Origin of the sequence: Mucilaginibacter sp., assembly GCF_039921305.1 — a bacterium.
In the GTDB taxonomy this organism is placed as follows: Bacteria; Bacteroidota; Bacteroidia; order Sphingobacteriales; family Sphingobacteriaceae; genus Mucilaginibacter.
In genome coordinates this window covers 133,093-157,560 of the sequence record NZ_JBDSCA010000025.1, presented here as the reverse complement: position 1 = coordinate 157,560, position 24,468 = coordinate 133,093, and the positions used below count along the sequence as shown (strand labels likewise).

Below are 24,468 nucleotides of genomic sequence, written 5' to 3'. Positions count from 1 at the left end.
TCTTTTTTAATTATATTTCGGCAACAGCTAAATCATCAACTGATTTTTCTTCGCCTACCTTAAAAACCTTGGTGAAACGGGTGATCAATATCACTACCGAAACCGCGATAACTACGTAACCGATATAAGTAAATGCCTCGGCATAAGTAATACTGCTTGATTTGAATAAAAAGCCAAACAACATGCCGCCAAGGTTACCGCCCGCGCCAACTATACCGCTTATTAACCCTACATTTTTAGTGTTAATAAAAGGAACAATGCCATACGTTGCACCGTTAGACATTTTAAGGAATAACGCGAACGTTAACATAGATATGATAGCGAATAACATTGAGCCAGCTTGCGCGAATAAAATAAGGCCCAAGCCTTCAAGCAACAACACTCCGGCTAATAATAGGCCTTTGCCACGCATTCCGTATTTACCGCCAACCTTATCTGACACGATGCCGCCCAGGGCGCGGGCAAAAATATTCATGAAGCCAAATATTCCGGCCCAAAAACCTGCCGAACTTTGTGACAGGTGAAAACTATCTACAAAATGCAACGAGGCCACATTATCAAAAGTAAGCTCCATACCAAAGCAGCAGGCATAAGCTAAGGTTAGCGCCCAAACGCGCCAGTCGGCCAGTACGCTCCAATCTGTTTTTTTGGCTTCGGCTTTGGAGTGGCCTATCTCATCAAAGTTACCGGCTGGGGTATCTTTGGTATATCTATGATAAACAAATGCGATGATAAGCATCATTACTCCCGGAACGATCATGGCGTATCTCCAGGCCTCGGCTTTAGTAAAGCCGAAACCAACAATAGCTGCAAATATTAATGGCATTACCATATTGGTTACACCACCGCCCAGGTTTCCCCAGCCACCAGTTACCGCATTGGCAGTACCTTTTATTTTGGCTCCAAACATCATTGATGTATGGTATTGCGTAATAACAAATGATGCGCCTATGATACCAATACATAAGCGGAATAACAGAAACGTGGTATAACTATGTGCCAATCCCACACAAAATACCGGGATCGAACCTATAAGGAGTAACCTAACAGCGGTTTTCCGTGGGCCCCAAACATCACATAGCTTACCTATAATTAAACGGGCAATAATGGTTGATGCTACCGATGCGATAATGAGATTACCTATCTGGGGCTTGGTTAAGCCTAATTCTACACGGATAGTTGGCATTAATGGGGCCAAACCAAACCAGCCAAAAAAGCATACAAAAAACATTAACCACGTAATGTGGAAGGTTTTCATCTGGATGCCCGATAAACTAAAAATTTTTAGCTTATCAAGTGGTTGCGTTGCTGTGGTATTCATTGTTATAATTTATGGTGTGATTGTATTATCTAATTGTTTTATTAATCGTTAATTGAAAACTTATCTATAAGCAAGTTCAATAACTTATCGTGGATGGTCATATAAGCGGGATCGTGTACGATATCCTTTTTATTACGCGGGCGGGGTAAGGGAACGTCTACAATTTCTTTAATAGTGGCCGCGGGGCCGTTATTCATTACCACTACCCTGTCTGATAAAAAAATGGCCTCTTCAATATCATGGGTAACCATTACTATGGTTTTTTCGCGATTATCGAGGTTCCATAACTTAAGCAGCTCAACATGCATGGAGCTTTTTGTTAAAGCATCCAGCGCGCCAAAGGGCTCATCTAATAATAGTATTTTGGGATTGATAGAAAAGGCACGGGCAATGGCCACACGCTGTTTCATCCCACCAGATAATTGTCCGGGCAACTTATCTTTATGCTCCCATAAGTTAACCATTTTTAAGTTGGTTTCTACCAGTGCTACTTTTTCGGCAGCGCTTTTATCTTTTAAAGCTGAATCAACAGCTACGTAAATGTTTTTATATACGGTTAGCCACGGCAGCAGTGAGTAATTTTGAAAAACAATACCCCTATCCGGACCGGGAGCGTTTACCTTTTTACCATTGGCTATAACTTCGCCCCCGGTAGGTTGTACCATGCCACTTATGGTACCCATTAAAGTGGATTTGCCACAACCCGAGTGACCGATAAGGGTAATGATCTCTCCTTTTTTAACCGAGAGGCTAATATCTTTAACAGCAGTATAAACGCCTTTAGCAGTTTTAAAACTTACTGATACATTTTTAACATCAATACTTTTGTCCGATACAACGGCTTGTTCCAGTATCTGATCAGCGATTGTATTGATGCTATCTGTAGGCTTTGATTCTATTGTTGATGCGCTCATGATGTGATGATTTGATGTTTATAAATTAACTATACCGCATACGAAAACTTATTTTGCAACCAGGTAAAGCATTTATCAAGCAGTGAGCCTACCAAGCCTATAATGATTATGGCCACCAATATTTTAGCGATGTTACCACCGTTAAAACCTTCTTCCCAAACAAAATAGCCCAGCCCCATACCACCCGAAAGCATTTCGCCGGCTACAATAACCATCCAGGCAACACCTATTGACAGGCGCAAACCGGTAACTATATGTGGCAAACTGAACGGCAATAATATTTTGGTTAGATATTTCCAGGTAGAAAAGCCGAAAGCCTTACTAACGTTTTTATGATCTTGCGGAATATTTGAAGCCCCAAAAGCCGCATTAATTAAGGTTGGCCATAACGAGCAGATGAATATCATAAAGATGCTGGCTTTAGGTGAATCCTGAAAAATGGCTAAACCCAAAGGGAACCAGGCCAATGGTGATACCGGTTTTAATATCTGCACAATAGGGTTGATCATTTTCATGGCAATTTTGCTGCTGCCCATTAATAAACCCAAGGGGATAGCGAACAAGCTTCCCAAACCAAAACCAATACTTACCCTGCCTAATGAGCTAAATAGTTTTGTACCTATTCCTTTATAATCCGGATCGTTTTGAAAAGGATTATGCATAACCTCTTTAAACACTATCCAGGTTGCCTGCGGGTTAGGTATTTCGTTTTTAGTTAATTTGGATATCAGGGCCCATATCCCCCCAAGGATAACCATACCTGCTATAAAGTATGCTACCGAAAGCGCTGTTTTGGCCGAAAAGAAATATTTCATTGTTATTTGATTTATGTTTTGAAAAACTACCGGGCGGCTTTCGCCTCCCGATAGTATCATCACTCATTATTAAAACTCAAACTATTACTTTTTTGCTCCGGCTATATAAGCGGCCGGGTTGGCAGGATCAAACATTATGGTTTCGAGGTTCGTTTTAAACGGCTTCATGTCTTCCTGTATAGGTACGCCCATACTTTTGGCCACCTCGGCATACAAATCGCTCATAATTATTTTTTGCGAAATATCTTTATAAGCCGGCGCGGTAGTTATCATTCCGAAACGCATGTATTGCGCCATAAACCAAATACCGTATGATATTTTAGGTGTATTCACCATTCCGTTATTGTAAAACAACATGTAGTCGTTTTTATATTTCTGCACACCCAGATCGCAACCCAGATCGGTTGAACCCATTAGCCGGGCCTCAATTACCTGTACCGGCGCGTTCACATAATTTGGCCTGCTTAAAAATAAGGCCGCTTTTTTGCGATTGCTCATTACATCAAGCCATTTACAAGCTTCCATAATGGCTTTCATTACATTTTTCAAATCTTCTTTATCTGTTTCGGCAAAAGTTTTATTTACCACTAATGCCTTTTCGGGATGATTTGTCCAGATATCCTGACTGGCGATGTGTGTGAAGCCAATATTTTGTGTGGCCGCTACACCATTCCATGGTTCACCAACGCAAAAGCCTTCCATGTTATCAACCTTCATGTTGGCTACCATTTGTGGCGGCGGAATGGTAATGATACCTACCGATTTAGCACTAACGCCACAAGCGGAAAGCCAGTTACGCAGCCATATATCATGTGTACCACCCGGGAAAGTCATGGCAAACGTTACCTCTTTACGGGCCTTAACAGTTTTGATAGCCCCGGCAACTTTTTTAAGATCTTTAAAGCCTACAATACCGCAAAAATCTTTTGACAGGGTTATGGCTTGCCCGTTGTTACTCAATGTCATGGCGATGCGCATTTCTGAACCCGACTTACCTCCTATGCCGGTATATACCGAAAATGGCATCGAAAAAAGGCAATGCGCGCCATCAAGTTCACCATTCAAAATTTTATCGCGTACTACGGCCCACGATGCTTCTTTTGATAATTGCACATCCACACCATATTTGGCAAACAGGCCCATCTCTTTAGCTATAACTAAAGGTGCACAGTCTGTTAATGGAATAAAACCCAATTTAATAACCCGTTTGGGTGGATTGGCACCGGCTATTGAGTTAACCAGCACCATAATAAAGCAGCATATTAATATGAGCTTTGTTTTTTTGTTGATATATTGAGTTGTCATCATTTGTCAGTTTAATTAGGTTATTGTTTAATGGCTACCGGTTTTGAATAAAAGAAATCTGGAGTAAACTTGAACATCAAATAAGCCCATGTGCCCAGTTTATTATAGGTATCGGCCGCTAAATCGGTTGTTACCTGCCCTTTGGCGAATGGCATACTGTTGGTTGCTTTCATTAAAGAGTATCCAAACTCGATATTGGTAAACTTATTCATGCTATAACTGGCCTGTAGGTCAATTTCGTTACCCAGGTTTTTATCCAGTATGGTTCCATCTCCCTTTTTCATATCCTTATTTAAAGAGAAGTGATGCAGATCAAGCCCTAACGAAAGCGCGCTACCTGTATATTTAAGTTTGAGGTAAGGGTTATTTAAACCACCCACCGGTGAACCGCTTCCCGCGTAGAAATAATCCATATATCCCCAGAATTTGTGCGGCGTTCCGTAAAGCGGATCAAAACGATTGTCTTTACCTGATGGGCTAACGGCATCATTTCCCGAAAGCACATCATAGCCCGGGGTAATACTGAACCAACTTTTTTGATAGGTTACCGCTATTGTATAGTGATAAGCATCCAGCGCAATATTATCGCGGTCTTTACCGGATTGCTGGTAGTATGCCGCTTGTATGGCTATCTTGCCAAAACCAGAAGCATTACCAATGGTATGGTTTATCATTAAACCATAGGTATAACGCTGTATTGGCGAATAGTCATAAAGGTCGGTAGTTCCATTTTGTACAAAACGCCTGCCGTATACATAACCAGTAGCGGCCGAGCCAACCGAATCAAGACGATATTTACCAAAGTTGTCGTTAAAAAACAAAGCCGAAAACTTAGTTTGATCGATCTTTTTGCTGATGTACAAACTGGTGAACGATTTGTAATTTTGCGTAGCGCCATTGGTACTGGTTGGGTTTGCATAAATTGGTGTACCAGCCTTTGAGCTATTATTACCTGCGCTGCCGCCTGTTGCTAAAGGCACTATACCTGCCGGTGTTGGAACCAACGCACCTAAGGAATTTCTAACATAGGCTGGAGTATTACCTGGCACATATTCGGTATTGGTTACGCCAACCGCATCTGTGTTTTGATTAAAGGCATAACCCAGATCAACCTGCCAGCCGTGATGCACCACCTTTAATAAGGCCATATCAAAAGTACGCCCTTGTTGCAACCAATCCAGGTTGCCAATTAAACGCGCATCATCATAAATTAATTCCTGGCGGCCAATTTTTAGCGTTAGCAGATCTAAAAGTTTAAATTTAACATTGGTATCAGCCTTATTAGCTAAGGTTAATTCGGCCCAGCCTTCGTGTAAAAACAAGCGGTTATCTGTAGTAGATATGGTTGAAGCATCAGCTCCCCAAACACGAATATCCTGTATACTTGTTCCAACGGTTAAAAGATCCCACTTGTAACCAAAATTTAAGCGTGTACGTTGCGAAATAAAGCCACCTTGTTGGGCATCATTGGTAACCAGGTTACCATATCCATTTCTATCTTCGGCCCGTGTTCTAAATTGGCCCGTTAATGATATTTGTGCTTCGCTATTGAAGGCTTGGAAGCAAAGCGTTATTAATATTGCAGAAACCCTGCACGTTTTGAGTACATTTTTATACATTTGATAAAGTTTTAGAGTTTTGTTAAAGCACTTGAACTGTTAAACCCCCGCTTGGAATGCGACCTCCGACGGGGGCTTTTTTATTTTAAAATGTTAGAATTTAAATTTCCTTTCATCCATATCTATCTTAATTAAGTTTGCGACCCTGTTAATTACCTTAAATATATCATAATTAACAATAAAAGACAACTAATTGTACAATTATTGTTAATTAATATGATTTAAATCATTAATAATTTAAATTATTGCGATTTTTTCAAATAGAAATAACAAAATGATTGGTAAAAAATGATTTTTGTAAAAAAAATCAAAGAATAAAAACATAAAAATCACCAATAATGATGTAAAATTTAAAAAAATGCTCTATAAAAATCAGATTATAGTAATGTAGATTGAATTTTTACACAAAAAATCAATAATTATTACATAAAATATAAAAATGTAGATAAATTTTAATTTAGTTATACTTAATATTGCACAGGATATATTTAGCAACTACTGACCCCTACAATAAATGAAGAAAAGCAAACACGATTGCGATTTGCAAAGCTGTTTTTTGTGCAAACTCTGTGTTAAAGACTGGCTTCCGGCGGTGGCCCTTAACCGCAAAAATTTCGACTTAAAAAAAGGTGAGCTTATTTTTAAGGAAGGCGATCCGGTTACCGGGGTTGGCTTTGTTTATTCGGGCAATGTTAAGGTCCATAAAAAATGGGGAAATGATAAGGAGTTAATTTTGAGATTCGCCAGTAGTGGTGCAATTTTTGGCCACCGCGGTTTAAGCACCACATTATATCCAATATCTGCAACAGCATTAGAGCCTACCAAGGTTTGTTACTTCGATCTGGATTTTTTTCTTTCAAGCTTAAAGGTAAATCACGAATTTGCCTATAATCTGATCATGTTTTTGGCCGAAGACCTGCAGGAATCTGAAAAAAGAATGCGTAACCTGGCGCATATGTCGGTAAAGGGAAGATTAGCACAATCATTATTATCATTAAAAGACCAGTTTGGCTTGACCGAGCAAGGCGCCATTAATGTTGAACTTACCCGGCAGGACCTGGCTTCGTTTGCTGGAGCTACCTACGAAACCGTTTTCAGGATACTGAATGAATTAGCCGCCCATAACATGATCTCATCAAACGGCAAAAGCCTTACTTTACTTGATACTGATAAATTACTGGCGCTAACTACAGATACCAATTTGGATTAATATCGGTAATTAAACCCCAATATATACCTTACCATCAACAACCTTTACGGGATAGGTTTTAATTTGATATTCATCGTCGCTCATACACTCACCGGTAACTAACGAGAAGGTTTTTTTATGGAATGGGCAAGCCACCTTTGGCTCACATTCGTCGCCGGTGCTGCCTATCATTCCCCGCGATAAAGCCATTTGTTGCTTATGCGGGCAAAGATTTTGCGTGGCAAACCACTCACCCCGGCGGGTAAAGTTAAACACAGCTATCTGCTCATCGCCATGCTTTACACAAGCGCCACCGTTTTCCGGAATATCATCGGCATAACAAGCCATTACCCAGGTTATATCTATTGCTGTTTCCATGTTGATTCTTTTTAGTCCGGAAGTCGGCAAGACCGAAAGTCCGGAAGTTTTTATTCTTTTGATTAGCTTCTACTCAAGTACTATTTATCATGTGGCCTTTCGAACTTCAGTCTACCTACCACCCCTTAGCTTTCACCTGATCACGCATAGGCTCAAATTGCGCATGCGGGTCTTTTTCTTCGGGCGCATTTACAAAATGGTTGAAACGTTTACGCAATTCAGGGCTTTCAACTACCTCTTTCCACTCACAGTGATAGGTATTTATTAAGCCTTGTATGTCTTCTTCCAGTTGTTCGGCTATACCTAAACTATCGTTAATAATTACATTTTTAAGATAGCTTAAACCACCATCCATTTTATTGAGCCATGTTGCGGTACGGGTTAAGGGATCGGCCGTTTTAATGTAGAACATCAAAAAGCGATCGAGGTATTTAATACAGGTTTCGCTGTCAATGTCTGCTGCGAGCAATAAAGCATGCTGCGGTTTTGAACCACCGTTACCACATACATATAAATTCCAGCCTTTTTCGGTGGCAATAATTCCGAAATCTTTAGCCTGAGCCTCGGCGCATTCGCGGATACAACCACTTACACCACCTTTTAATTTATGCGGTGAGCGGATACCTTTATACCTATCCTCAATTTCAATAGCGAACGAAACACTATCGTGCAAACCAAACCTGCACCAGGTACTGCCAACGCAGCTTTTTACAGTACGAAGCGATTTACCATAAGCATGCCCGCTTTCAAAACCTGCATCAATCAACTCTTCCCATATCTGAGGCAAGTCGCCCATGTGAGCGCCGAACAAGTCAATACGCTGACCGCCGGTTATTTTGGTATAGAGATTATATTTTTTAGCAACCTGCCCAATAACGATCAATTTATCGGGCGTAATTTCACCACCTGGAATACGCGGAACTACTGAGTAAGTACCGCCTTTCTGAATATTTGCCAGATAACGATCATTACTATCCTGAATTGGCGCTTGTTTCACGATCAGATCGTTCCACAAGCCGGATAATATACTGGCAACAACCGGTTTACAAACCTCGCAACCATCACCACGACCATAGTGATCAAGCACCTCATCGTAATTTTTGATCTTATTGACACGGATCAGATCCAGCAATTCTTGTCTTGAATGATCAAAATGTTCGCAGATCACATTTTTGACATATTGGCCATTGGCTTTCATGGTACCCACAACCAAATCTTTCACCATAGGTACACAGCCACCGCAACCAGTTCCGGCTTTGGTACATTTCTTTATACCATCAACCGAAGTAACACCCTGCCCGGTAACCGCATCGCAAATAGCGCCTTTGGTTACCGCCTCGCACGAGCAGATCAAAGCATCATCCGGTAAACTCATTACCCCTGCCCCGGCATCACCAGCTTCGGCGCCACGAGCACCTAATAATAAATCTTCGGGGTTTGGCGGCAATACCAATTTATTGTTAACCGTTTGCAACAACATATTGTAAGCATCGGCGTCGCCAATTAAAATACCTCCAAGCAAATATTGCCCATCGGTACTAATGTTTATGCGCTTGTAAATACCTTTATGGGTATCTTCAAAAATAATGGTCCGGCAATCAGGCTCGGTTATAAAAGCATCGCCAAAACTGGCTACATCAACACCGATGAGCTTTAGCTTGGTGCTCATGTCAAACGCTTTGAATGATTTATCTGCTTCGGTAAGATAAGACGCAACCACATCGGCCATTTCGTAGCCTGGGGCAACCAGGCCGTATATCATCCCATCAAACAACGCGCATTCGCCAATGGCAAAAATACACTCGTCGCTGGTTTGCATTTTTTCGTTCACTACAATACCACCTCGTGTACCTACATGCAAACCCGCCAGTTTAGCGAGTTCATCGCGCGGACGGATACCTGCCGATATCACTAAAATATCAACCGGTAAAATACTATCGTCGTTAAATTTAAGTCCGGTTATTTGATGATCGCCGGTTATACATTGGGTGCTTTTATTAAGATGAATATTTAAACCCAGCGATTTCAATTTGGATTGCAGCATACTGCTCCCCATCGAATCTATTTGCCTCGGCATCAATCGCGGGGCAAACTCTATCACATGCGCTTCGGGAATACCTAAATCAAGTACTGCTTTGGCCGCTTCTAATCCTAACAAACCACCACCCATTACAGCGCCAACTTTAGCATTAGCGGCATGAGTTTTGATCAACTCCAGATCTTCGATAGTGCGATAAACAAACACACCTTCTTTTTCAACTCCCGGAATATCCGGAACAAAAGCAGATGAGCCTGTAGCCAGCACTAAGTAATCGTACTTCAAAGTCATTCCTTTTGAGGAATGAACTGTTTTTATGGCACGGTTAATTTCTTGTATCGGATCATTCAGAAACAAAGTGATTCCATTTTCTGTGTACCATGACAGGGTAGACATGGACAGATCTTCGGCAGATTTGCCGTTGAAATACTCGCTCAGGTGAACGCGATCATAAGCATGACGCGGCTCTTCGCCAAATACAATAATGTTGAACCCGGTTGACCGGCTGATCAGTTTTTCGCAAAACTTGTAACCAACCATGCCATTTCCAACTACAATAATGGTAGGTTTTGACATAAAAAAGTTTTAAAATGTTAAAGCACTCTTTTGTAAATAACCAAAATGCGACCTAAAGCGTATTTACAATAGCAATTATACTAAAAAAATTAATAAAATCAAACAATTATATTAATTTAGTCATATAATTTAATAAAAATCAATGTAAAAACCCAAGTTTAGTATGATTTACATCATATAATTTGCAATTTTTCATCATAAAAAATGAAATTAAGTTAAAAAAGCAGATAAATAAAAGTCAAAAACTATCAATTTATTAAAAATTAATAAATTTTACAGAAAATAACACTTACCAACCTCAATAAAACCAAATAAATACTCGTCAACATGAAAATTCGCATCAAAGGAAACTCATTACGTTATCGTTTAACCAAAAGCGACATACATAACTTTACAGAGAACGGTTATATTGAAGAACACACCAATTTTGGAGAGCGTACCTTAATATATGCATTACAAAAAACGAATGATGCCCAATTATCAGCAAAGTTTGAAAACAACGTGATCGCATTATATATGCCCGAAGAATTGGTTAATGAATGGGCATTAACTGATAGAGTTGGTTTTGATGGCGAATACAACGGACTTACTTTATTGATAGAAAAGGATTTTAAATGCCTTGATAATGTTGCCGAAGACCAAAGCGATAATTATCCCAACCCCTTAGCGCTTAAATTTTAGAATAACAAGAATACCGCAACCTTATTTAGACTTAGCTACGAAAAATTCGTGGAAAAACAGCATCTGGTATTTAACGGCGTTGCTCCAATAGGGCCAGTTATGGGTGCCGGGGCGGGCAATGTAGTTATGCTCAATATTACGCTCCAGCATTTTTTGGTGCAGCTCAAGGTTAACCTTGTAGAAAAAATCTTCGGTACCACAGTCTATGATGATGGCCAGTTTACCTGGTTCAACTAAATGAAGCATATTGGTTACGCTGTTCTTTTCCCAGTTTTCGGGATGCTCGTTCAGGCTACCTAAACGCTCTTTTAACTTCCAGTTATTGGGAAAGGGCCGCAGATCAACACCTCCGCTCATACTCCCGGCTGCGCCAAAAACATCGGGATGCTTAAAGGCTAAATACAAGGCACCGTGCCCACCCATACTCAAGCCGGCAATAGCGCGGGCATTTTTATCGGCAATGGTTTTATAATGGCTATCAATATAGCCAACCAATTCTTTGCTAACATAAGTTTCGTATTGCCATTCGGGGTTACCCGGCATATCAAAATACCAGCTTGATATATTACCATCGGCACATACGATCATTATTTTATAGCTGTCGCAGATCTCCTTTAAAGCGGGTACGCTTTTTACCCAACTGGCATAATTGCCACCATAACCATGTAACAGGTAAACCACCGGCATAGCCAAAATACCGGCATAAGCATCGGGGCGTATCACTACCGCTTTGATCTTCTTTTTCATTACGGCACTGGTAGTTTCAACCGTATCAACTGTAGCGGCAAACAAACGGGCGCTGCCAGTAAGCAATAAAACAACAAGCAAAAATTTAACTAAGGGTATATTCTTCATAAAAGAGATGTTATTTTTCAGCCGCAAGTATTTTATTACAAAGTAACATTTATGAGTAGTGTAGCTTATCAATTTTCGTGATAAATATAGAGGTTTGTTTTAAGGTGATAAAGTGTAACTTTAAATTTTCGAATGATATATGACTATTAAAGAAGCGATACTAAAAAGTTTAGAAGACAAGAATAAAATATCTAATTATCTTGAAATATGTAACCATATTATCGAAAGCAACTATTACGATTTCAAAGATGCAAAAACCCCGGCTTCAACCATTTCGGCATTGTTAGGGGATTTTATAAGAAAAGGTGATTCAAGAGTAAAAAGAATAAATCAACCGGGAGGCACATATTCTTACTACCTAACAAAAAACGAACAATTGGTCACCACAGAAACATTAGTTACTTCAGTAATACCTAACGAGAAGAAAAACATTAAAATAAAAAATTACGAAGAAAGAGATTTACACAAATTACTAAGTAGTTATCTAAAATCTATCGGCACATATTCTAAAACTATTTTTCATGAGCAATCTATGAATAGCAAAGACAATCATCAAAAATGGGTTCATCCTGATATGGTTGGAATAAGCTTTTTAGATCTACATACCGAAGCAAGTCAAACGTTTTTAAAAGCAATTAATAGAATAGACACTTTTAAGATCACATCTTATGAAGTTAAAAAAGAAATAAACACAGACTATGAACTAAAAAAGACTTTCTTCCAAGCGGTTTCAAATTCAAGCTGGGCTAATTATGGTTACTTGGTAGCTTTTTCAATTAGCGACAGCCTACATGATGAAATGGAAAGACTTAGTCAGTCATTTGGAATAGGAATAATTGAACTTAAAGCAAACCCTTTTGAGAGTAAAGTGCATTATGTTTCTAAATATAAAACTTTAGACTTTAAGACTATCGATAAGCTTTGCGTAATTAATAAAGAGTTGGAAAAGCTTATTGAACAGGTTGAAAAAACACTCACAGCAAATGAGAAGTATATAAAGTCTACCAAAAAAGAATTAGAAGAATTCTGTGATTCCTATTTATCAAATGATTCCGAAGTAGCTGCATATTTTAAAGAGAAAAATATCCCGGCAGAAATCCCATTAGATAACATTATATAAACTTGGGCGTTGCCTTCGGCCCGCGCTCTCCGCTCCAATTCCTCACCGCTGATAGGAGCGGTTCCGGGATTTCCGCTGTGATCGCTAACGCAAAATTCCATATCAAGTACAAAAAAACTAACCTACAAATCAAAAGTCCCCCTTTAGGGGGTTAGGGGGCTCTACGCTAATACCGGTTGCTCCTTGGTCAACGCCTTGATCTCTTCCATTAAATCATCACTTGGGTTTACCTTGAACGATTTGGATGGCATATCAACCAAAATGGCCTCGTCCCTGTCGCGTATCTTGAATCGCAGTGTACAATTTTTAACCGGGTACTTTTCGTTATTAGCGGTTACCATGCTTTGCAGATCGTTGAGCAAATCACTGTTCAGATCATTCAAATTCAGAATTACAGTTAGGCTTTTGGTAAACTTGTCGCGCATTTCGCTTAGTAAGCTCATTTGGGTAATACGCAGATCCCAGTTACCAACCTGTCGGAATTTTTCTTCGATGTTGCCTTTGATGTGGATAAAGATCCCATCCATCAGCAGGTTGCGGTGCTTGATATAGTCATCCCCGAAAAGGGCGAACTCGTAAGAGTCAAAGTAATCTTCGAGAATAAACGTACCGAAAGGCTTACCAGTTTTGGTGGTTTTGTGCTGTACAGAACCGATTAACCCACCGATACTTAACTCGGATGCGGTGCGGCGCAGGTTGTTGAAGGCAATTTCGGTTTCTTCGCCGCCTTCGCGGTTCTTCATTTTTTGGAGGAGCTTTAAATCGGCAACGGTATGTTTGCAGAAGCGCTCAAGCTCTACTTTATAGTTATCGAGCGGGTGCCCTGTAAGGTAAATACCGATAACCTCTTTTTCGTATTTTAACTTTTCAATCAGCGGGAACTCCTCGGCATCAGGCATGGTTGGCTCCGGGATATACGATGCCACCGAACCTCCGAATAGTGATGATTGCGAACTACTTTGCGTATTCTGATAATCGTTGGCGTATTTGCTTAGGCGCTCTATTCCGGTTAATAAACCATTTTCGGTTTTAGCAAAAAATTGGGCGCGCTTAAAATTAAAACTATCAAAGGCCCCGCTATAAACCAGGTTTTCGTATGATTTACGGTTAACGGCTTTGGTATTTGAACGCTGTGCAAAATCATAAACGGTTTTAAACGGACCGTTGGCTACACGCTCTTCAATGATACTTTCTACAGCCTTATCACCAACACCTTTAATACCCGCTAAACCGAAACGGATATTACCTTCGCCAACAGCGGTAAACAATACCGATGATTCATTCACATCCGGACCTAAAACCAATGTACCCATGCGGCGGCACTCTTCCATAAAGAAAGAGATCTTCTCCATGTTATTCTGGTTATTCAATACCGCGGCCATATACTCTGCCGGGTAGTGCGCTTTGAGGTATGCTGTTTGATAGGCTACCAGGGCGTAACAAGTGGAGTGCGATTTATTGAAGGCGTATTGCGCGAAGGCTTTCCAGTCGTTCCAAATCTTGGTCAGCTTATCTTTAGGGTGCCCTTTTTCGGTAGCTCCGCTGATGAACTGGGCTTCCATTTTGTTCAGTACCTCGATCTGCTTTTTACCCATCGCCTTCCGCAAAACGTCAGCGTCGCCTTTACTAAAGCCCGCAATTTTTTGCGACAGAAGCATCACCTGCTCCTGGTAAACGGTAATACCATAAGTTTCGCCAAGGTATTCTTCCATATCATCCAAATCATAGGTAATAGGTTCTAAACCATGCTTACGTTTGATAAAATTAGGGATATACTCTATTGGCCCCGGGCGATAAAGGGCGTTCATGGCAATTAGATCTTCAAACTTATCGGGTTTGAGATCGCGCAGGTACATTTGCATACCATCGCTTTCAAACTGGAAGGTACCGTTGGTATCGCCGCGTTGGTAAAGCTCGTATGTTTTTTGGTCGTCGAGCGCGATGTAGTCTATATCAATATGAACGCCATGACGAGCTTTGATCATCTGCAGGGCGCCTTTGATGATAGTCAGGGTTTTTAAGCCCAGAAAGTCCATCTTAATTACGCCCGCATCTTCAATTACACGGCCATCGTATTGGGTAACTAACAGGTCAGAATCTTTTGCAACAGCAACCGGAACGATGTTGGTTAGATCATCGGGCGCGATAATTACACCCGCTGCGTGCACGCCAGTGTTACGTACCGAGCCTTCCAATTTTTCGGCGGCTCGTAATACTTGTGCACGCAGATCGTTACCTGCCAAAATGGCCTTTAATTCGGGCACCTGCTCAATGGCATCCTTCAGCGTGATACCCAAAGTATCGGGCACCAGCTTTTTCATGGCGTTCACTTCAGAGAGCGGCATATCCAATACCCGGCCCACATCCTGAATACTGGTACGGGCGGCCATGGAGCCATAGGTGATAATTTGTGCTACCTGGTTTTTGCCGTATTTATCAACTACATAATCAATTACTTTTTGGCGGCCCTCATCATCAAAATCGGTATCAATATCGGGCATTGATTTACGATCGGGATTCAGGAAACGCTCAAACAGGAGATTGTACTTCATCGGGTCGATATTGGTGATCCCGGTACAATACGCTACCACCGAACCCGCTGCCGAACCACGGCCCGGGCCAATAAATACGCCGATATCGCGGCCATGCCTGATGAAATCGGCTACGATTAAAAAGTAACCCGCGAAACCCATGGTACGGATGGTGAATAGTTCAAAGTCTATCCGTTCCTGGTTCTTTAATGAGATGTCGCCGTAACGTTCCTTAGCACCTGTATAAGTCAGGTGCTTGAGGTATTCCCATTGGTTAAGCACATCGCTTTCGGCCCCACTATGTATGTTAAATTCGGGCGGAATGGGAAAATTGGGAAGCATGATATCACGCTTCAACTTCAATACATCAACCTTATCTACAATCTCGTTAGTATTATCTAATGTTTCGGGCAGATCGTGAAACACCTGCCCCATTTCGGCCTGTGTCTTAAAATAAAACTGGTCGTTAGGAAACCCAAAGCGATACCCTTTACCACCTTCTTCATCAGTTGCAATAGGCGTGCTTTGCATATCACCGGTATTTACACAAAGCAAAATATCGTGCGCGTTGCTATCCACCTGATCCACATAGTGCGAATCGTTGGAGCAGATCATCTTAACGTTATACTTTTTAGCGTATTTGGTGAGCACATTATTAATGGTAGTTTGCTCGGGTATTTCGTGGCGTTGCAGCTCAATGTAGTAATCTTCACCAAAAATATCCAGCCACCATTTAAATTCGGTTTCGGCTTCATCTTCGGTACCCTTTAATATGGTTTGTGGTACCGATGCGCCAATGCAACAGGTGGTGGCAATTAAACCTTTATGATATTGTAATATGAGTTCTTTATCAATACGCGGCCATTTGCTATACAAACCTTCCATATACCCAAGCGAACATAGCTTGATGAGGTTTTTATACCCTTCGGCATTTTTAGCTAAAAATAACTGATGGCGGCGTACGTCTTTTTTCTCTTTAGTGAACTGTTTTTTATGCCTGTCGTCCACCACATAAAACTCGCAGCCTACAATGGGCTTCACGTTATGCTTACCTGCTTCGGCCACAAATTTGAACACGCCGAACATGTTACCATGATCGGTAATGGCCAAAGCTTTCATACCATCAGCGGCGGCCTTTTTGTATAATTTGGATATATCGGCAGCGCCATCCAATAGCGAAAACTGGGTATGTACGTGGAGGTGCGAAAAATCGGGCATGGCAATTAAAAATCTGTTACACTAATATCCTAAGCGGATAACAAATTTATCAAAAAACGAGCGGTAAAAACAGCGTTGTTGAAAAATGACTAATAACGGATGTGGCCTGTTAAATATAAATTTTAATTAAAACGAGAAAATATCCATTTCAGCAAACAAGTTCACATAAAACATTGTTGAAAACAAAGCTTACAACTAAAAAACAGTAGTTTGGCTATAACAAACATCAACTTATAAGATAAGACTTTACACCTTGAATAGATTTGGACGCATAGCCCTTAAAACCCTGTTATGGATAATTGGGGTAGTCATTTTTTTGGTAGTGCTGGTATTGGTTTTAATACAGGTACCTACTGTGCAAAATTTCGCCAAAAATAAGGCTGTGAGTTTTTTGCAGAGCAAGATCAAAACCAAAGTACAGATTAACCGGCTGAGCATTGATTTCCCTAAGATGATCGTATTGGAAGGGGTTTATTTTGCCGACCAGAAAGGTGATACCTTAATAGCCGGCGATAAACTGAAGGTTGATATCGCTATGATGCAATTGCTGCACAAACAAGTTGTTATTGACGAAATAAACTTAGAAGGCATTACCGCAAATGTTAAACGCGGAACCGACAGCGTTTTTAATTACGATTACATTGTAAAAGCTTTTAACAGCGGACCAAAAACTCCTGAAAAGGTAGACACCTCTAAATCATCATTCAAAATTTCGCTGGATAAGTTTATTCTCGATAAGATCAATATCAAGTATGATGATGCCATCAGCGGCAACGATGTTAAGTTTAACCTTAACCATTTTGATACCCGCATTAAGGAGTTTGATCTGGATAAGATGATCTTCACCATCCCGAAGATCACCTTATCGGGATTTAATGCCAGTGTGGTTCAAAAAGCGGTTGACCCCACCCCTGCCCCCGCGCCGGATACCACAACAAAACCGATGGACTTTCATTTAAATTTAGGCACCATTGATCTGTCAAAGATCTACGTGAACTACGAGGGTGCCGAGATGAAAACCAAAGTTAGCCTGGGTAAGCTATTGGTTGATATGGATAAGATAGACCTCAAAAACCAAAATGTGGGCATTAAAAACATCCGCCTGGAAAATACGGATGGTATGTTATCGCTGTTAAAGCCTACAAATGTTAAAAAAGCCGTGGTTAAGGCTATAAAAAAGATAGATACACTGGTAGCATCGCCTACAAGTGGCAAGGGCTGGGCATTAACATTAAATAAAATAACTCTGCTGCATAATCACATTAAGTTTGACAACGAGGCGCAAAAAGCCATGCCTAAAGGTATCGACTTTGGGCATATGGATATTAAATACCTGAATGCTGATGCGCAGGATATTAGCTACAACCCTAAAAAAATAGCTGGTACAATTAATACCTTCAGCTTTAGCGATAAGAGTGGCTTGCAGGTTCAAAAATTCCATACCAGGTTTTTATATGGAGAAACGCAATCATACCTGAAAGACCTTTACCTGCAAACACCTTATACTGTTTTGCAGGATGATGTAGAAATCGGCTACAAATCGATGGATGATATGATGAAGCATTTGGGTGAGCTCAGGGTGAATGCCAACATCAAAAACAGCAAATTAGGTTTGCGTGATGTGCTGATATTGATGCCAACCATGAACAGTATGGAGCCATTTAAAAGCTCACCGAATGCGGAGTTTAAAATTAACGCTAAAGTATACGGGCAGGTTAATAACCTGACTATCCCTAACCTTGACGTGGTTGGTTTAAGTAATACACATATTAAGGCATCGGCAGTGCTGAAAGGCTTGCCCAATATGAACAAGGCCTACTTTGATGTGAAGATAAAGGACTTTAATACCAGTGCCGCAGATATTAATAAGCTGGCGCCCAAAGGCAGCATTCCATCAAGCTTCAGGATACCTGCTGCAATGAATGTGAAGGGAACCTTTAAGGGTGGGATGACTAATTTTACCACCAATTTGAAATTGAGATCGAGTGATGGTAGTGCTGATGTAATTGCCTCACTCAACAATGCCAAAAGCGGCATGAGCTACAATGCTGATGTAAAAACCTACAACTTAAACGTTGGCCGGATGCTGAAACAAGAAAAGAACGTAAAAACGATCACACTATCGGCAAAGGTTAAAGGATCGGGCACGAGTTTAAAAACCGCGGTGGCCAGCTTTAGCGCCAATGTAATTAGCGCCGATGTGCAGGGCTATCGTTACCATGATCTGATTATGAGTGGCACCGCCAATCGTGGTATTATTACTACTGTGGCTAAGATGAAAGACCCGAATATCGCTTTCTCGCTTAATGCGAAAGCGAACATGACCAAAAAATATCCGGCCGTTAACATGACCTTGAATGTAGATAGCATTAACCTGCAAAAACTGCACTTCACTAAAGATGAATTACGTTTCCACGGAAAACTGGTTGCGGATGTACCTACCGCCGATCCGGATTATTTAAATGGAAATATTAAGCTGACCGATATACAGATGGTAAATAAAGGCGTGCTGATCAAAATGGATTCGGTAGTGATATTGGCTACCGCCAATGCCGATAGCAGCACCCTGCGTTTAAAAACCGATATGCTTACCGCGCACCTGGCAGGTAAATATAAACTGACCGAAATTGCGCCTGCTTTAACGGATGTGATCAATAAGTACTTCAACACCTCGGGCCCGGCAGCGGCCAAAACGGCTAAGGTAAAATACTCGGCACAACAATTTGTGTTTGATGCCCGGTTAATTAAAACACCATTATTTAAACAGTTTGTGCCCGATTTGAAACAGCTTGAACCGGTTATTATTAAAGGTAGTTTTGATAGTGAGGCGGGTAAATTGATAGTGAATGGCTCGGCCCCAAAAATCATTTACGGCACTAATATCATCAATAATGTAAAACTTAACATCAATACAGATAATGCCATAAACTATAGCATTACTGCTGATCAGATCAAGGCATCGCAGGTTAATTTACTGTACCCGAGCATCACCGGTAACGCCGTGAATAATACATTAAATACCAGCGTTCAAATCCGCGACGCGACTAAAAAGGAACGCTACCGCCTTGCAGGCGCTTTGACCACCAATAATGGCGAGTTTAGCTTTAGCTTTTTGCAGAACGGTTTATTGTTAGATTATACGCAATGGACGGTTGGCCCAGGCAACGCGTTGGAATTTGGCAGCAAGGGTATTATGGCACATAATTTTTCGTTAAGTAATGCCGGACAAATGCTGACCGTGAATACAAATCCGCCGGGATATAATGGTCCGCTGAATGTTGATTTTAAGAACTTTAAGATAGAAACCTTAACCAAGCTTGCCGATCAAAGCTCGCTGTTGGTTGGTGGCACCATTAACGGTAACGCTACGGTTACCAACCTTGATAAATCGGCAACGTTTGTATCTAATATCAACATATCCGATTTTAACTTTAAAGGAGATACTTTGGGTAACATCGCACTTAAAGTGAATAACCAAACCGCCAATGCCTTCGCGGCCAACGTAAGTATTACCGGCAAAGGTAATACGGTTAACCTGGATGGTTTTTATTATACAGATAAGAGCAGCTTTGATTTGAACCTTGACATAGTAAAATTGAACCTGAAAAGTATTGAAGGGTTTACGTTCGGTAATTTAAGGCAGTCGACAGGCTCTATCAATGGCAAGTTGAAAATTACAGGAACTACAGACGCGCCTGCTGTTCGGGGTGATATTAATTTTGATCAGATAGGCACCAATATCACCATGATCAATTCGTACTATAAAATGAATAAAGAGACCATTACCTTTAATAATGATGGTATACTTTTCAGGGATTTTACTTTGGTTGATTCGGCGGGACAAAAGGCTATCATAGCGGGTACCATTTATACCAAAACTTATAAGGACTATAAATTCGGATTAGATATTACAGCTGATAACTTCAGGGTGTTTAACGCCACCCCGGTTGAGAATAAATTTTATTACGGCCAGGCTTATATTAATGCCCGTATCAAAATACGCGGCGACATGGACAAGCCCGTTGTTGATGGTACATTGAAGGTTAACGAAAAAACCAAGATGACCATTGTATTGCCACAAAGCGACCCTGGGATTGAAGACAGGAAAGGTGTGGTTGAGTTTGTGGATAAACTCAAGATAAAAACGGACACGGTGTTTAAAGGGAAAATGGATTCGTTAAAACGCTCAAATTTGACCGGATTAGATGTTGCCATGAACCTAACCGTTGATAAGAATGCAGACTTTACCATTGTGGTTGATGCCGCCAACGGTGACGTGGTACATGTTAAAGGTGATGCACAACTGGCTTTGGGTATTGACCCAAGTGGAAAAACAAGCTTAACCGGAACGTTTACAGTTAACGAGGGATCATACGATCTGGCTTATTTAACCATTAATCGTAAATTCAGCTTTAAACAAGGTAGTACCATTACCTGGGAGGGGGACCCAACCAGCGCTACACTTGATTTGACGGCTGTTTACATTGCCAAGGTTGCGCCTATTGATTTGGTTGATAACCAATTGACGGATGAAACCCAGCGTACCATATATAAACAGCCCTTACCGTTTAACGTACAGCTTACTTTGCGTGGCGAATTGCTAAAACCTGATATTACCTTCGGCATTGTGCTGCCGCAGAACAACAACATGAATACAAGCGCTGATGTATTATCAACAGTGAATAACAAACTCGACCAGTTAAGGCAAGACCCAAATGAGTTGAATAAACAGGTATTTGCCGTGTTGTTATTGAACCATTTTATTGGCGAAAATCCGCTGCAAAGCGCGGCCGGTGGTATCAGTGTTAACGGACAGGTTCGTTCCAGCGTTAGTAATTTACTATCCGACCAATTGAACCAGTTGGCAGGTAACATGATAGCCGGTGTGGATTTGAATTTCCAATTAAACTCAGGCGCCGATTATTCATCGGGTGTGGCTACTAACCGTACCGATTTGAACGTAGGTTTATCCAAACGCTTTTTGAACGACAGGCTGACGGTTAGCGTAGGCAATAATTTTAACCTGGAAGGGCAGCAGGCTAACGAAAAGGCTACCAATATAGCGGGTGATATTTCGGTAGGTTATAAGTTAACCAAGGATGGCCGTTATATGATCCGCGCTTATCGTAAAGACCAATATATTGTGATACAGGGGCAAGTAGTTGAAACGGGTGTAGGTTTTTCGTTAACTGTGGATTATAACCGCTTTAGCCAGATATTCCGGGGAAAAACCAAGCGTGATAAAGAGATACTGAAGAAGGCCAAGGAAGAGCAAAAAGAAGATAAGAAGGAAGAAAAAGCCAAAGAAAAGGCTGTTGAAAATAAACAACAAGAAACATCAAGCAATTAACATGAGCAGGCATTTATCTATACTATTTTTACTGGCATTGATACTAAGCGCTTGCAGCAATACCAAGTATTTGCCCAAAAACGAAAAGCTATATATTGGCGCTAAGGTTAATATTCTGGATAAGAATATGCCGAAAAAGGACGCCAAAGCTTTAAAAGCCGAATTAGAGGAGCTACCCCGCCCTAAACCTAACGCGTCTATTTTGGGTTTACGGGTAAAATTGTATTTATACAATATCAGCAAAGGTAAAAAGAACTTTGTATCGCGTTTTATTAACAAGCGTGGTGAACCGCCTGTGTTGTGGAGTTCGGTTGATGAGGACCATAACAGCAAAGTGCTGACTAACCACCTGCAGAACGAAAGCTATTTTAGGGCTCAGGTTACACCTGATAGTATCATTAAAAAGCAAAGAGCTATGGCTGTTTACAATATCCTTGCAGGGCCCTCATTCAAAATCAAACGTGTGGTTTTCCCTACGGATAGTGATAGTTTAGATACCGCTGTAGCTGGGATATCTAAGCAATCGTTTTTAAAACCGGGCGATAAATATAACCTGGATGTGATCAAGAATGAACGGATCAGGATTGATGCCAAACTGAAAGAAGAAGGCTTTTACTATTTTTCGCCCGATGATATTTTGGTACAGATTGATAGTACCAATGCCGGCCCTAATATGGTTAACTTATACGAAACGGTTAAATATGAAACACCGGATAAGGCCTGGGATATTTACACGATGGATAAAACGTATATCTACCCGAGGTACTCACTGAAAGACACTTCGGCCAAACTGGATTCGGCCTTGCATTATAACGACTATTATGTGATAGACCCGAGGAAAACCATCCACCCGTATGTTTTCCAAAATGTGATAGCCTTGCATCCGGGCGAACCGTATAACCGTACCGACCATAGCCAGGCCCTGAGCCGTTTTATTGATATTGGCCCTTATAAATATGTGAAGAATAAGTTCGAGATATCTGATAAGGATACTCTAAAGCTGAACGCTTTTTATTATCTCACGCCATACCCTAAAAAATCGTTAAGGTTTGAAACCGTGCTTCGTACTACATCGGCTAATTACAATGGTACACAAGTTAACATTAGCTGGCGAAACCGTAATGCCTTTAAAGGCGCCGAACTATTAACGGTTACCCTAATGGGAAGTACCGATATCCAGTTTGGGGGTAACAGCGCAGGTAATAATGTGTATCAAGTCGGTGTACAAACCAGCCTTACCTGGCCGCGATTTATTACGCCGATGCGGGTAAATACCAACAATGGTTTTTTACCACGCACACGTTTGCAATTGGAGTACGACCTAACCAACAGGGTTAACTTGTATACGTTAAACTCGTTCAGCGCATCGTGGGCGTATTTGTGGAAACAGGATATCCATATACAGCATGAGTTAACTGCTTTTGGGTTTAATTATGTTAACGCGGCTAATGTTACCAAGCTTTATCAGGATAGCATTATACACACGCGTAACCCATCGTTAAAGCACGTGATTGATAACCAGCTTACCTTTGGGCCAAGCTACAGTTATACCTATACTAACACCATGGAAAACTATAAGCAAAACACTTATTATTTTAATGGTAAGGTAGGTTTATCGGGCAATATTTTAGGTTTGGTGACCGGTGCAGACACCTTGCACGGTAAAGCAAAAGCTATATTTGGAACTAATTACGCACAATACGTTAAACTGGAAAGCGAAATGCGTTTTTACCATAAAATTAGCGCCAACAGCACCTGGGCCAACCGCCTGATTGTTGGCGCGGGTTTAACTTACGGTAACTCTACCATTATGCCGTATAGTCAGCAATTTTTTGTGGGTGGTTCAAACAGTTTACGCGGATTTAGGGCAAGATCTATTGGACCTGGTAGTTATTTTCCTGATGCTTCAATTACCCACGGAACCGGTTTTATTCCGGATGAATCGGGTGATATTAAGATCGAGGCTACAACCGAGTTCAGGCCTAAATTGTTCAGCATAGTTTATGGCGCTATATTTTTAGATGCAGGTAATGTATGGTTATTGAATAATAACAATACCCAGCCCGGCGGACAACCTGGCGGTGCATTCAGCAAAAATTTTTTAAAAGATATGGCCGTTGACGCCGGTTTAGGCTTACGCTTCGACTTAACCGTACTGGTGCTCCGTACCGATCTGGGTTTCCCGCTGCGTAAACCATGGCTGGATAAAAAATGGGTGTTTGACGAGGTTAGTTTGAGGAACAGTATTTTTAACCTGGCTATTGGGTATCCTTTTTGATTTGATTATTAATTGTTGAGGGTTTTTGCGTTAGGGACAGAAGTGGATACCGGCCTGTGGCTAATGCCTGTGCAGTATGAACGTATGGCCCGGGCCGCAGGTAACGCCCAGGCATTGCTTTTGGAAATTAAGCCGTTTTTTCGTACCTTGCAGGGAATGTTATTGTTGTTTCCGCAAGGGGAATATAATTTGAATTATACCGACAAATACCGACATCGAGTCCCGAAGCGTGGACGCTTTCAACTGTTAGTGTTCAGGCGTGGACGGACGGTGTAATGCT

The 24,468-nt window shown here is 41.1% G+C and carries 14 protein-coding genes; 5 read left to right on the top strand and 9 right to left on the bottom strand.

The genetic code is table 11. From position 1 onward, the window contains the following. Positions 1-10: 10 nt before the first annotated feature. The 5 genes from ABIN91_RS07610 to ABIN91_RS07590 form a co-directional block, all read right to left on the bottom strand. The gene (locus ABIN91_RS07610; protein WP_348050135.1) at positions 11-1,321 is read right to left on the bottom strand and encodes an MFS transporter; all 1,311 of its coding nucleotides are present in this window, start codon (positions 1,319-1,321) and stop codon (positions 11-13) included. Positions 1,322-1,362: 41 nt separating this feature from the next. Then, on the bottom strand, positions 1,363-2,235 hold the full coding sequence (locus ABIN91_RS07605) for an ABC transporter ATP-binding protein (RefSeq protein WP_348050133.1): 873 nt from the start codon (positions 2,233-2,235) through the stop codon (positions 1,363-1,365). Between the two features lie 29 nt (positions 2,236-2,264). Then, on the bottom strand, positions 2,265-3,050 hold the full coding sequence (ntrB, locus tag ABIN91_RS07600) for a nitrate ABC transporter permease (RefSeq protein WP_348050131.1): 786 nt from the start codon (positions 3,048-3,050) through the stop codon (positions 2,265-2,267). Positions 3,051-3,134: 84 nt separating this feature from the next. Then, positions 3,135-4,358, bottom strand: a complete 1,224-nt coding sequence (locus ABIN91_RS07595) for a CmpA/NrtA family ABC transporter substrate-binding protein (protein WP_348050129.1) — start codon at positions 4,356-4,358, stop codon at positions 3,135-3,137. 17 nt (positions 4,359-4,375) lie between these two features. Further along, positions 4,376-5,974 carry an alginate export family protein gene (locus tag ABIN91_RS07590; RefSeq protein WP_348050127.1) on the bottom strand — a complete coding sequence of 533 codons (1,599 nt, stop codon included), beginning with the start codon at positions 5,972-5,974 and terminating at the stop codon, positions 4,376-4,378. A gap of 514 nt (positions 5,975-6,488) precedes the next feature. Between ABIN91_RS07590 and ABIN91_RS07585 the strand changes: the two genes are divergently transcribed. Further along, complete coding sequence (locus ABIN91_RS07585; protein WP_348050125.1) at positions 6,489-7,184, top strand: Crp/Fnr family transcriptional regulator; 696 nt, start codon at positions 6,489-6,491, stop codon at positions 7,182-7,184. Between the two features lie 9 nt (positions 7,185-7,193). On the opposite strand, the gene nirD is transcribed toward ABIN91_RS07585, so the two are convergent. Together nirD and nirB are read right to left on the bottom strand one after the other, a co-directional pair. Beyond that, entirely contained in the window at positions 7,194-7,541 is a 348-nt protein-coding gene (gene nirD / locus ABIN91_RS07580; protein ID WP_348050123.1) for a nitrite reductase small subunit NirD, read from the bottom strand. A 115-nt stretch (positions 7,542-7,656) separates the two neighbouring features. After that, positions 7,657-10,155: a nitrite reductase large subunit NirB gene (nirB, locus tag ABIN91_RS07575; protein ID WP_348050121.1), complete on the bottom strand. Its 2,499-nt coding sequence runs from the start codon at positions 10,153-10,155 to the stop codon at positions 7,657-7,659. A 327-nt stretch (positions 10,156-10,482) separates the two neighbouring features. Here nirB and ABIN91_RS07570 point away from each other — a divergent pair, with 327 nt between their 5' ends. Continuing rightward, positions 10,483-10,836: a hypothetical protein gene (locus ABIN91_RS07570; RefSeq protein ID WP_348050120.1), complete on the top strand. Its 354-nt coding sequence runs from the start codon at positions 10,483-10,485 to the stop codon at positions 10,834-10,836. Positions 10,837-10,857: 21 nt separating this feature from the next. Here ABIN91_RS07570 and ABIN91_RS07565 read toward each other — a convergent pair whose 3' ends face one another. Further along, positions 10,858-11,691: an alpha/beta hydrolase family protein gene (locus tag ABIN91_RS07565; RefSeq protein ID WP_348050118.1), complete on the bottom strand. Its 834-nt coding sequence runs from the start codon at positions 11,689-11,691 to the stop codon at positions 10,858-10,860. Positions 11,692-11,830: 139 nt separating this feature from the next. On the opposite strand from ABIN91_RS07565, the gene ABIN91_RS07560 reads away from it, so the two are divergent. Then, a complete protein-coding gene (locus ABIN91_RS07560; RefSeq protein WP_348050116.1) occupies positions 11,831-12,811 on the top strand; it encodes a hypothetical protein in 981 nt (326 codons plus the stop codon). Between the two features lie 161 nt (positions 12,812-12,972). Here the strand turns inward: ABIN91_RS07560 and dnaE are convergent, their stop codons facing one another. Beyond that, positions 12,973-16,560, bottom strand: a complete 3,588-nt coding sequence (gene dnaE, locus ABIN91_RS07555; RefSeq protein WP_348050114.1) for a DNA polymerase III subunit alpha — start codon at positions 16,558-16,560, stop codon at positions 12,973-12,975. 253 nt (positions 16,561-16,813) lie between these two features. Between dnaE and ABIN91_RS07550 the strand changes: the two genes are divergently transcribed. Beyond that, the gene (locus tag ABIN91_RS07550; protein ID WP_348050112.1) at positions 16,814-21,910 is read left to right on the top strand and encodes a translocation/assembly module TamB domain-containing protein; all 5,097 of its coding nucleotides are present in this window, start codon (positions 16,814-16,816) and stop codon (positions 21,908-21,910) included. Between the two features lies 1 nt (position 21,911). Next, on the top strand, positions 21,912-24,188 hold the full coding sequence (locus tag ABIN91_RS07545; protein ID WP_348050110.1) for a BamA/TamA family outer membrane protein: 2,277 nt from the start codon (positions 21,912-21,914) through the stop codon (positions 24,186-24,188). Positions 24,189-24,468: the final 280 nt, after the last annotated feature.